Origin of the sequence: Rathayibacter sp. AY1B4 (assembly GCF_002932815.1) — a bacterium.
Classification (GTDB): Bacteria; Actinomycetota; Actinomycetes; order Actinomycetales; family Microbacteriaceae; genus Rathayibacter.
In genome coordinates, this window is sequence record NZ_PSWN01000014.1 from 71,624 (window position 1) to 80,856 (window position 9,233).

The window sequence follows — 9,233 nt, forward strand, 5'->3', positions numbered from 1 at the left end:
CCTCCGAGTCTTCCATCAGCCGACTGAGTGTTGGGAGGGACGCGGCGTTCCGGGGCGCGCGACGGGGCGACCGGCGCCACCGGCCGGCCCCGGACGCCCTCAGCCCAGGCGGACCTCAGCCGTCGACGACCCGACGGGGAGGCTCACTGCAGCGCCCGCCCCCGCGCTCGAGAGCGCGAAGTCCCCGGCGAAGGCCCGCACGCCGACGCGCCCCTCGGCGTCCGTCCGGAGCACCGTCGGCTCGAGCCACCAGTCCCCGCGGATCCGCGAGCGCAGCGCCTCGTAGGCCGGCTTCGGGCTCCCGTCGCGGCGGAGGAACCCGCCCGGCGCTCCGAGCCAGGCTCCGGCGTCATCGAAGCCCCAGTAGGTGATCGCCTCGACCGCCGGATGCGCGACCAGCGTCTCGTAGTGCCGCACCATCTCGTCCGCCTGCCGCGCCTCCCCCTCCGGGGTGGTCGGCCAGTCCTCGACCACGTGGTCGTTGAGGTCCTCGATCTCGGCGGGCATCAGCTCGCCCGAGACGAGGGTGGTCTCGGTCCAGTGCAGCGGCAGGCCGAAGCGCGCGAACCTGTCGCAGATCGCCGTGATCTGCTCCTCCCCGCGGAACCCCTGGTGCATGTGCGACTGCAGGCCGATCGCGTCGGGCCGGATCCCGGCCTCGAGCACGTCCTCGATCAGCCGCTCGTACTCGGGCCCGAGGTCGAAGTCGTTCAGCACGAGCACCGGTCCGGTGCCGAGGCTGCGCGCCTCCGAGAAGGCCAGCTCGACCATGCCGACGCGTCCCTTCTCGCGGGCGAGGCGGGTGACGGCGTTCGTCACGCCGTCCGGCTCGTTGGCGAAGCGCGGCATGATGACGACCTCGTTGATCGCGTCCCAGGTGTCGATCAGCCCGGCGAAGGCGCCCACCTCCCGGCGGATGCGCGCGCGGAGGAGCTGCTCGGCCTCGTCCAGCGGCAGCGCGTCGAGCCACTCCGGCTTCACGTAGTGCCAGACCAGCGGGTGCCCCTTGAGCCGGACGCCGTCCGCGGCGAGCGCGCGCGCCTCGGCGAGCACCTCCTCCGTTGCTGTGCGGCCGCGCTCCGGCTCGAAGCGGCCCCAGTAGACGGGGAGCGTCGCCGTGTCGAACAGGTCGAGCCAGAGCCGGCGCTCCTCGGCGCGCGCAGGGTCGGTGCTCGGAGGGGTGCAGCCGAAGGCGAAGGCGTGGCGGCGCTGCTCGACCGTCACGTCGGCGTGGGCGAGCGGAGCGCCGTCGGCACCGAGGACGGTGACGAGGGCGTCGGCGAGACGGGGGCTGAAGTCGGTCATGCGGGGCCTCTCAGGCGGGGTGGCGCTCGTCGAGCGCCGTGTACTCGGATCGGGTGAGCGGGAGGACCGCTCCGTGCTTGGTGTCCTCGGGCAGGTCGAACTCCTCCGCGAGCTCCCAGCGGCCCGAGGACGGGTCGGTGCTCGTGTAGGCGCGGTAGCCGTAGGGGCGGAGGGCGTACTGGTCGACCCAGAGCGACCAGCGCTCCTCGCGGTGGTGCCGGAAGACCAGCGGGCCCTCGATGCTCGGGCCGAGCTCCTGCCCGATCCCCCGCGCGACGGTGGTGAAGTCGTCCGCGAGGAGGGAGGAGCCGACCTGCTGGAACACCTGCATCGTGTCGGGGGCGTCGTCGTGCTGCTTGGCGAAGCGGTGGACGACCGTGCCCTCGATCAGCAGCGTCATGTCGATCACTCCGCCGGGCAGCCGCAGGTAGGTCTCGGGCTCGGTGAACGTGCGGAAGTCGCGCGTGCGGGAGATCAGGATGCGGCTGTCGCCCGTCTCGCCGGTGGCGGGGTCGCCGTCCTCGGCCAGGCCGGAGGACCAGTGCACGAGGAAGTCGCCCGAGACCGGGTCGTAGACCGACTCCGGCGCCCAGGCCATGCCCGCTCCCGCGGGAGCGACGGCGACCGCGCGCGGCTCGGACCACTCGAGGAGGTCCGGGGAGTCCCAGACCACGAGGTCGCGGCTCCCCCGGTGCCGGTAGAGGTCCCAGTCCGGGCCCTCGGGCCGCCAGACGCGGAGGTCGGTGGCGACGAGGTGGAAGCCCCGCGGCCCGCGGACGATGTGGGGGTCGCGGACGCCGCCCGTGCCGCCGGTCCACTCCAGCACCGGCCCGAGCGCGCGCCAGCGCAGCGGATCGTCGCCCCGGCTGAGCGAGAGGAAGATCTTCTCGCTGTGGCCGGTCCGGTCCTCCACGAAGTGGACCAGCAGGTAGCCGTACCCGTCGCTCATGAGAGAACGATCTCACACGCCCGGCGGGCACTCCACCTCAGACCACGTCGGCGAGGTACCCCGGGTCGGCCGCCGGGTGCCGGGCGACCTGCGCCCAGGCCGTCGCGAGCGCCTCCACGGCCCGATCGGTCGCCTCGGGCGAGTAGCCGATCGGGATGCGGAGGAAGCGCTCGAAGGCGCCGTCGATCCCGAAGCGCGGGCCCGCGGTGATCAGCAGGCCCGCCGTCCGGGCGGCGAGCGCCAGCTGCGAGCTCGCCGGCCGGCCCAGGCCCACCCAGGTGGAGAGGCCGCCCGAGACCCGCGGCACGCTCCACTCCGGGATCGCGCGCGCCAGGGCCGCCTCGAGGTGGTCGCGGCCGGCGCGCAGCTGCGAGCGCCGCAGCTCCAGCACGCCGTCCATCCGGCCGAGCATGTCCGCGACCAGGAGCTGCTCCAGGATCGGCGTGCCGAGGTCGCTCGCCGAGCGCGCCAGCGCCAGCTTGCGGATCACCGCTCGCTCGGCGCGTATCCAGCCGATCCGGATGCCGCCCCACAGCGTCTTGCCGACGGAGCCGATCGAGAGCACCGTCCCCTCGGGCCCGTAGGCGGCGAACGGCAGCGGCGACATCCGCCGGTCGATGTCGAGCTCGGCCGTCGTCTCGTCGGCGATGATCAGGGTCCCCTGCCGGGCCGCGGCGGCGATCGCCCGCTCCCGCAGCTCGGGGGCCATGGAGCGGCCGGTCGGGTTGTGGAAGTCGGGCATCAGGTAGGCCAGGCTCGGGCTCGTGCCGCGCAGCGCGGCGATCAGGCCCTCTCCGTCCCAGCCGTCCGCCCCGTCGACGTTCACCGGCACGAGCCGCGCGCCGGCCAGCCGGAGGGCCTCGTAGGCGTGCGGGTAGGTCGGGGCCTCGATCAGCGCCCGGTCGCCCCGCGCGAGCAGGGTGCGGGCGACGAGCGCGATCGCGTGCTGCGCGCCGATGGTCACCATGATCTGGCCGGGCTCGGTGCGCAGACCCCGCGCGGTGTAGCGCTCGGCGATCGCGCGGCGCAGCACTGGCAGGCCGACGGTGTCGTAGGAGCCGGAGTCGAAGTGCTCGGGGGCCGCCTGCGCCGCGCGGGTGTACGCCTCGGCCAGCTCGGGGACGGCGGGCAGGGCCGCCTTGGTGAAGTCGAGGAAGTCCGGCGCGAGCGAGGGCACCGCGTGCACGGCCGCTCCCGGCAGGCGGGTGACGCTGCCGGAGCCGCGCACGCTGACGAGGTAGCCGCTGTCGCGCAGCTCGCGGTACGCGGCGGCCACGGTCGTGCGGCTGACGCCGAGGCGGGCCGAGAGCTCGCGCTCGGCGGGCAGGCGGCTGCCCGCGGGGATGCGGCCGTCGATCCCGAGGAGGCGGATCCGATCGGCCAGCGCGAGGTAGGCGGGCCGGGTGCCGCGCTGCTCGCGCCAGTCGCCGAGGAGGGTCTGCAGGGCGCGCGCGCCGAAGTGGACATCAGCCATGCGTCCAAGGTAGCCGGATTGGACCGCGCGAAGAAGGCCAATGTCGCGCTGTGATGAGTCCATGACCCTCACCGCTCCCGTTGCCGCCGCCGCTCCCCCAGCGGGCCAGTGGCGCCTCCGACCCGTGCCGCGCCTGCTGGTGGGCCTGATCCTCTACGGATTCGCCGACGCGATGATGATCCGCGCGGCGATCGGCGTGGACCCGTGGACCGTCTTCGCCCAGGGGGTCGCGCACCAGACCGGGCTCGGGATCGGACTGCTCACGAACGTGATCGGCCTGCTCGTCCTGCTGCTGTGGATCCCCCTCCGACAGCGGCCCGGCCTCGGCACCGTGCTGAACGTGCTCGTGGTCGGCACGATGATCGACGTCGGACTGCGTGTGCTGGCGACGCCGGAGGAGTGGTGGGCCCGCGGCCTGCTCTTCGCAGGCGGTCTCGTGCTGCTGGCGGTCGCGAGCGGGATCTACATCGGCGCCCGCCTCGGTCCGGGGCCCCGCGACGGACTGATGCTGGGCCTGCACACCCGCACGGGCCTGCCGATCTGGCTGGCGCGCTCGGGCGTCGAGCTCACGGTGCTGCTCATCGGCTGGGCCCTCGGCGGCGACGCCGGCCTCGGCACCCTCCTCTTCGCGGTGCTGATCGGGCCGCTCTGCTCGGTGACCCTGCCTCTGCTCGGGGTGCGGAGGCACTGACCCGCGCACGACGGACGCCCCGCCTCCCGGACCGGTTCCGGGAGGCGGGGCCGTCGCGATCGGATCGGCTAGCGCTTGGCCGCGATCTCCGCGCGCATCCGCGACGCCTCGTCGGAGTCCTGGATCGAGGCGATCCCCTCGGTGATCGAGGTGCCCGACGCGGGGGCCTCGTGCTCGTCCGCTCCGAGCGTGGTCTCGTCGAAGGGCGAGCGTCCGCCGAGCACCTCGCGGACCTGCACCATGTCGATCTGCTTGGTCCAGGTGCCCACGAGCAGGGTGGCGACCGCGTTGCCGGTGAAGTTGGTGACCGCGCGGGCCTCGGACATGAAGCGGTCGATGCCGACGATCACGCCGACGCCGTTGACCAGGTCGGGGCGGAAGGACTGGAGGCCGCCGGCCAGCGTGGCCAGGCCCGCTCCGGTGACGCCCGCGGCGCCCTTCGAGGCGATCATCATGAAGAGGAGGAGGCCGATCTGCTCCGGGATCGACATCGGCGCTCCGGTGGCCGAGGCGATGAACAGCGACGCCATCGTGAGGTAGATCGCCGTGCCGTCGAGGTTGAAGGAGTAGCCGGTGGGCACGGTGATGCCGACGACGGGCTTGGAGACGCCGAGGTGCTCCATCTTCGCGATCAGGCGGGGCAGCGCCGCCTCCGAGGAGGAGGTGCCGACGATCAGCAGGTACTCGCGGGCCAGGTACTTCATCAGCGAGAAGATGCTGACGCCGGTCACCAGGCGCAGCAGCAGGCCGAGGACGACGACCACGAAGATCGCGCAGGTGATGTAGAAGCCGATCATCAGGGTGGCGAGAGCGACGACCGCTCCCCAGCCGGTCTTGCCGACGACCGCGGCGATGGCGCCGAACGCGCCGATCGGGGCGACCCAGAGCACCATCGAGAGGATGCGGAAGACCAGGACCTGGAGCTGCTTGATCGCTCCGAGGATCGGCTGGCCCTTGGTGCCCATCTTCTGCAGCGCGAAGCCGACGAGCAGCGCGACGAAGAGGGTCTGCAGGATGCTGCCGTCCACGAGCGAGGAGAACAGCGAGACGGGGATGATCCCGAGGACGAAGTCGCTGGTGCTCTCGGCCTTGAGGTCGCTGGTGTCGTAGGTGGCGCTCGAGATGTCGAGGCCCTCGCCCGGGTGCAGGATGTTGCCGACGACGAGGCCGATCGCCAGGGCGAAGGTCGACATCACGATGAAGTAGCCCAGAGCGAGTCCGCCGACCTTGCCGACCGTGGCGGCCTTCGCGATGGAGCCGATGCCGATGACGATGGTGCAGAAGATGATCGGCGCGATCATCATCTTGATCAGTCCGACGAAGGCCTTGCCGACGGGCTCGAGCGTCGCCGCGAAGGCGGGAGCGACGAGTCCGACCACGACGCCGGCGACCACGGCGATGATGACGGCGATGTAGAGCCAGTGGTTCCGGTCGATGCGCCGCCGGGTCTTCGGAGGGGTGACCGCGGGGATCAGCCGGTCGGACGGCGTCTGAGGCGTCTTCGCCATGGGGGTGTCCTTCTCTTCGTCGAGGTGAGGGGGTAGGACGATGGTGGCCCCGCCTCCGGAGCCCGGCACGGTTGCGTTCATACTGTTCACGGCGGGGCGCCCCGAGCGCTCGCTCACGAGGGAGTGGCATGGTCAGGACGCCGAGCGCACGCGGACCGCGCGGCAGCATCGCCGCGCGCCTGTTCGCCGTGCAGCTGCTGAGCATCCTGCTGATCGCCGCGGCCGCCGTCGCGGTGCTGGCCCTCGACGCGCGGAGCCGAGCGGGCGACGAGGCGGCCCAGCGGAGCCTCGTCGTGGCGCGGACGGTGGCCGACAATCCGTTCGTCCTCGAGTCGACGGCCGACGCGGATCCCTCCGCGAGCCTGCAGCCGTACGCCGAGGAGGTCATGCGGGACACCGGCGTCGACTTCCTCACGATCATGGCCCCCGACCGCACCCGGTACACCCACCGCGACCGCGACCGGATCGGCCTGCCGTTCCAGGGCACGATCGAGCCCGCGCTGGAGGGGCGGACCTTCACCGAGACGTACACCGGCACGCTCGGGCCCTCCGTCCGCGCCGTCGCACCGATCGAGGACGCCGACGGCGCGGTCGTCGCGCTCGTGTCGGCGGGCGTCACGCTCTCGGCCGTGGACGCCTCCTTCGCCGCCCGCGTGCAGGTCGTCGCGTGGGGCGCGCTCGGTGCGGTCGCGCTCGGCGCACTCGGCTCGTGGCTCCTCGCCCGCTACCTGCGGCGGGTCACGGGCGGGCGGGGCCCGGAGCAGATGAGCCAGGTCTTCGCCTACTACGAGTCCGTCCTGCACTCGGTGCGGGAGGGGCTGCTGCTGGTCGACGACCGCGGCCGACTGGTGCTCGCCAACGACCACGCGCTGGAGCTGCTCGGGCTCGAGGGCGTGCGGACGCCGGTGCCGGTCGCCGAGCTCGACCTCCCCGTCGCCCTGCGCGAGCTGCTGCAGGACGACGAGCCCGTCTCGGACCGCCTGGTCGTGGCCCGCGAGCGGATCCTCGTGGTGAACGAGCGGCCCGCCGCCTCCCCCGGAGCCCGCCCCCTCGGCACGGTCGTCACGCTCCGGGACCGCACCGAGCTGCAGCGGGTGAGCGGCGAGCTGGAGTCGCTGCGCACCCTCTCGGACGCGCTGCGCTCGCAGACCCACGAGTTCTCGAACCGCCTGCACACCATCGCGTCGCTGATCGAGCTCGGCCGGCCCGACGAGGCGCTCGCGTTCGCCGCCGGCGAGCTGAACCTCAGCCAGCGTCTGGCCGACCGGGTCCTCGGCTCCGTGCAGGAGCCGGTGATCGCCGCCCTGCTGCTGGGCAAGGCCGCGCAGGCCCGCGAGCGCGGCGTCGAGCTGCACTTCGAGACGCACCTCGAGCCCGGCACGCAGGGGCTGGAGCCCGGGGACCTCGTGACGGTGCTGGGCAATCTGATCGACAACGCCCTCGACGCGGCCGCCTCCTCCGCTCCGGACCGCGAGCCGTGGGTGGAGGTCTACCTCGGCCTCGCGGAGGGCGAGCTGGTGGTGCAGGTGTCGGACAGCGGCCCCGGAGTCGCGAGCGCCGCCGACGTCTTCGCGCGCGGCTACTCGACGAAGGAGTCGGACGGCTTCGGCCGCGGCATCGGCCTGGCGCTGGTGCAGCAGGTGGTGGAGCGGCTCGGCGGCTCGATCGAGGTCTCGCGCCACGTCGGCGCGGTGTTCACGGTGCAGCTGCCGCTGCCCGCGCGGGTGGCGTCGTGATCCGGGTGCTCGTCGTCGAGGACGAGCCGCTGACCGCGAGCGCCCACGCCGACTACGTCCGGCGGGTCGACGGCTTCGAGGTGGCCGCGGTCGCCGGCAGCGGCGCGGAGGCGATCCGGGCCCTGCGCGCGGACCCGGGCATCGCGCTGATCCTGCTCGACATGAACCTGCCGGACATGGGCGGCCTCGACCTCTGCCGGGCCGTCCGGGCGGCGGGCCTGGACGTCGACGTCATCGCGATCACCGCCGTCCGCGACGCCGCGAACGTGCGCGCCTCCGTCGCCGCCGGCATCGTGCAGTACCTGATCAAGCCGTTCGTCTTCAGCGCGTTCGCCGCCAAGCTCGCCAGCTACCGGTCGTACCGCGAGCGGATGCACGGCGCCGACGTCGCCAGCCAGCACGAGGTGGACGGGGCCTTCGCGGCGCTCCGCACCTCCAACGCCCCGGGTCTGGCCAAGGGGCTCTCGGCTCAGACCCTCGAGGCCGTCACCGCACTGCTGGGCCCCGTCGGCCTCTCGGCGGCCGAGCTCGCCACCCGCCTCGACATCTCGCGGGTGACGGCCCGCCGCTACCTCGAGCACCTCGCCGACTCCGGAGTGGCGGACCGCGCGCCCCGCTACGGCTCCCCCGGCCGCCCGGAGCTGGAGTACCGCCGCCGCTGAGCGCGCGTCAGGCGGCCCGCAGCGCGGCGGCGATCTCCTCCTCGATCAGGTCGTGGTTGATCGCCGCGCCCACGCGCAGCCCGTCGGCGGACGAGGCGACGACCTGCGCCATGGGCTCGACCAGCGAGCCCGCGGCGAAGACCCCGGCGACGCCGGTCCGGCCCATCGGATCGACGGCGAGGTGCCGCGCGACTCCCGACGGGTGGTCGGCGAGCTCGAGGCCGAGCCCCTCGGGGAGCCGCCCCTCGACCCGCGGGCCGACGACGAGCGCGTCGAGCTCGTGCCGCCGACCGTCGATCACCACGCCGACCAGGCGGTCGTCCTCGACGAGGACCTTCTCGACGCGGCCCGGCACGAGAGCGATCCCGCGGGCGGCCAGCGCCGCCGCCTCGTCGCCGACGGGCGCGGGTGCGCCGTGGAGCAGGATCGACGTCCGGTCGCTGAGCTGACGGAACATCTGCGCCTGGTGCCCGGCGAACGAGCTGCCGAGCACGCCGATCCGCCGGCCGCGCACCTCGAAGCCGTGGCAGTAGGGGCAGTGCAGGACGTCCCGTCCCCAGCGGGCGCCGAGCCCGGGGATCTCCGGCAGCAGGTCGCGGACGCCGGTCGCGAGCAGGAGGCGGCGCGCGCGGAGGACCGAGCCGTCGGTGAGGGTCGCGGTCACGCCCTCGGCACCCGCGGAGGCGCGGACCGCCTCGCCCTCGACCACCCGGGCTCCGTAGCCCTCGGCCTCGGCGCGCGCCAGGCGCACCAGCTCCGTGGGCGGGACGCCGTCGCGGGTCAGCACGTTGTGGGCACCGGGCGAGGGTGCGTTGCGCGGCGGCCGCCGCTCTCGAGGCGCGAGAGAGTGCTCGCCGAGATGCCGGTCTCGGCCGCGAGGGACGCGAGCGTGCGGTCGCGGCGGGTGC

General features: G+C 73.7%; 9 protein-coding genes. 3 read left to right on the forward strand and 6 right to left on the reverse strand.

The annotated features are described in order from the left end of the window. Window positions 1-99: 99 nt before the first annotated feature. Genes C5D66_RS10855 through C5D66_RS10865 form a run of 3 tightly spaced genes read right to left on the reverse strand, consistent with a single transcriptional unit; the run spans window position 100 to window position 3,728 of the window. Window positions 100-1,305 (reverse strand): endo-1,4-beta-xylanase, encoded by a 1,206-nt coding sequence (locus tag C5D66_RS10855; RefSeq protein WP_104246897.1) that lies wholly within the window; start codon window positions 1,303-1,305, stop codon window positions 100-102. 10 nt (window positions 1,306-1,315) lie between these two features. After that, entirely contained in the window at window positions 1,316-2,254 is a 939-nt protein-coding gene (locus C5D66_RS10860) for a glycoside hydrolase family 43 protein (RefSeq protein WP_104255319.1), read from the reverse strand. A gap of 37 nt (window positions 2,255-2,291) precedes the next feature. After that, entirely contained in the window at window positions 2,292-3,728 is a 1,437-nt protein-coding gene (locus C5D66_RS10865; protein WP_104237649.1) for a PLP-dependent aminotransferase family protein, read from the reverse strand. Window positions 3,729-3,789: 61 nt separating this feature from the next. Between C5D66_RS10865 and C5D66_RS10870 the strand changes: the two genes are divergently transcribed. Continuing rightward, window positions 3,790-4,419, forward strand: coding sequence for a YitT family protein (locus C5D66_RS10870; RefSeq protein WP_374953321.1), 630 nt, complete (start codon window positions 3,790-3,792; stop codon window positions 4,417-4,419). A gap of 68 nt (window positions 4,420-4,487) precedes the next feature. On the opposite strand, the gene C5D66_RS10875 is transcribed toward C5D66_RS10870, so the two are convergent. Next, on the reverse strand, window positions 4,488-5,927 hold the full coding sequence (locus tag C5D66_RS10875) for a cation:dicarboxylate symporter family transporter (RefSeq protein WP_104255320.1): 1,440 nt from the start codon (window positions 5,925-5,927) through the stop codon (window positions 4,488-4,490). Between the two features lie 128 nt (window positions 5,928-6,055). Between C5D66_RS10875 and C5D66_RS10880 the strand changes: the two genes are divergently transcribed. Further along, on the forward strand, window positions 6,056-7,663 hold the full coding sequence (locus C5D66_RS10880) for a sensor histidine kinase (protein ID WP_104255321.1): 1,608 nt from the start codon (window positions 6,056-6,058) through the stop codon (window positions 7,661-7,663). Then, complete coding sequence (locus C5D66_RS10885) at window positions 7,660-8,325, forward strand: response regulator (protein WP_104223809.1); 666 nt, start codon at window positions 7,660-7,662, stop codon at window positions 8,323-8,325. The genes C5D66_RS10880 and C5D66_RS10885 overlap by 4 nt, the downstream gene beginning before the upstream one ends. Window positions 8,326-8,332: 7 nt before the next feature. Here the strand turns inward: C5D66_RS10885 and C5D66_RS10890 are convergent, their stop codons facing one another. Together C5D66_RS10890 and C5D66_RS10895 are read right to left on the reverse strand one after the other, a co-directional pair. Further along, entirely contained in the window at window positions 8,333-9,112 is a 780-nt protein-coding gene (locus C5D66_RS10890; RefSeq protein ID WP_104274513.1) for an NAD(P)/FAD-dependent oxidoreductase, read from the reverse strand. Next, window positions 9,106-9,233 (reverse strand): helix-turn-helix transcriptional regulator (locus tag C5D66_RS10895; RefSeq protein WP_219815199.1); only part of this gene is annotated, 128 nt, incomplete at its 5' end. The genes C5D66_RS10895 and C5D66_RS10890, both read right to left, overlap by 7 nt.

Coding starts and splice junctions, on each gene's coding strand:
- C5D66_RS10860 (WP_104255319.1), bottom strand. CDS start 2,254: ATGAGCGACGGGTACGGCTACCTGCTGGTCCACTTCGTGGAGGACCGG.
- C5D66_RS10870 (WP_374953321.1), top strand. CDS start 3,790: ATGACCCTCACCGCTCCCGTTGCCGCCGCCGCTCCCCCAGCGGGCCAG.
- C5D66_RS10875 (WP_104255320.1), bottom strand. CDS start 5,927: ATGGCGAAGACGCCTCAGACGCCGTCCGACCGGCTGATCCCCGCGGTC.
- C5D66_RS10880 (WP_104255321.1), top strand. CDS start 6,056: ATGGTCAGGACGCCGAGCGCACGCGGACCGCGCGGCAGCATCGCCGCG.
- C5D66_RS10865 (WP_104237649.1), bottom strand. CDS start 3,728: ATGGCTGATGTCCACTTCGGCGCGCGCGCCCTGCAGACCCTCCTCGGC.
- C5D66_RS10855 (WP_104246897.1), bottom strand. CDS start 1,305: ATGACCGACTTCAGCCCCCGTCTCGCCGACGCCCTCGTCACCGTCCTC.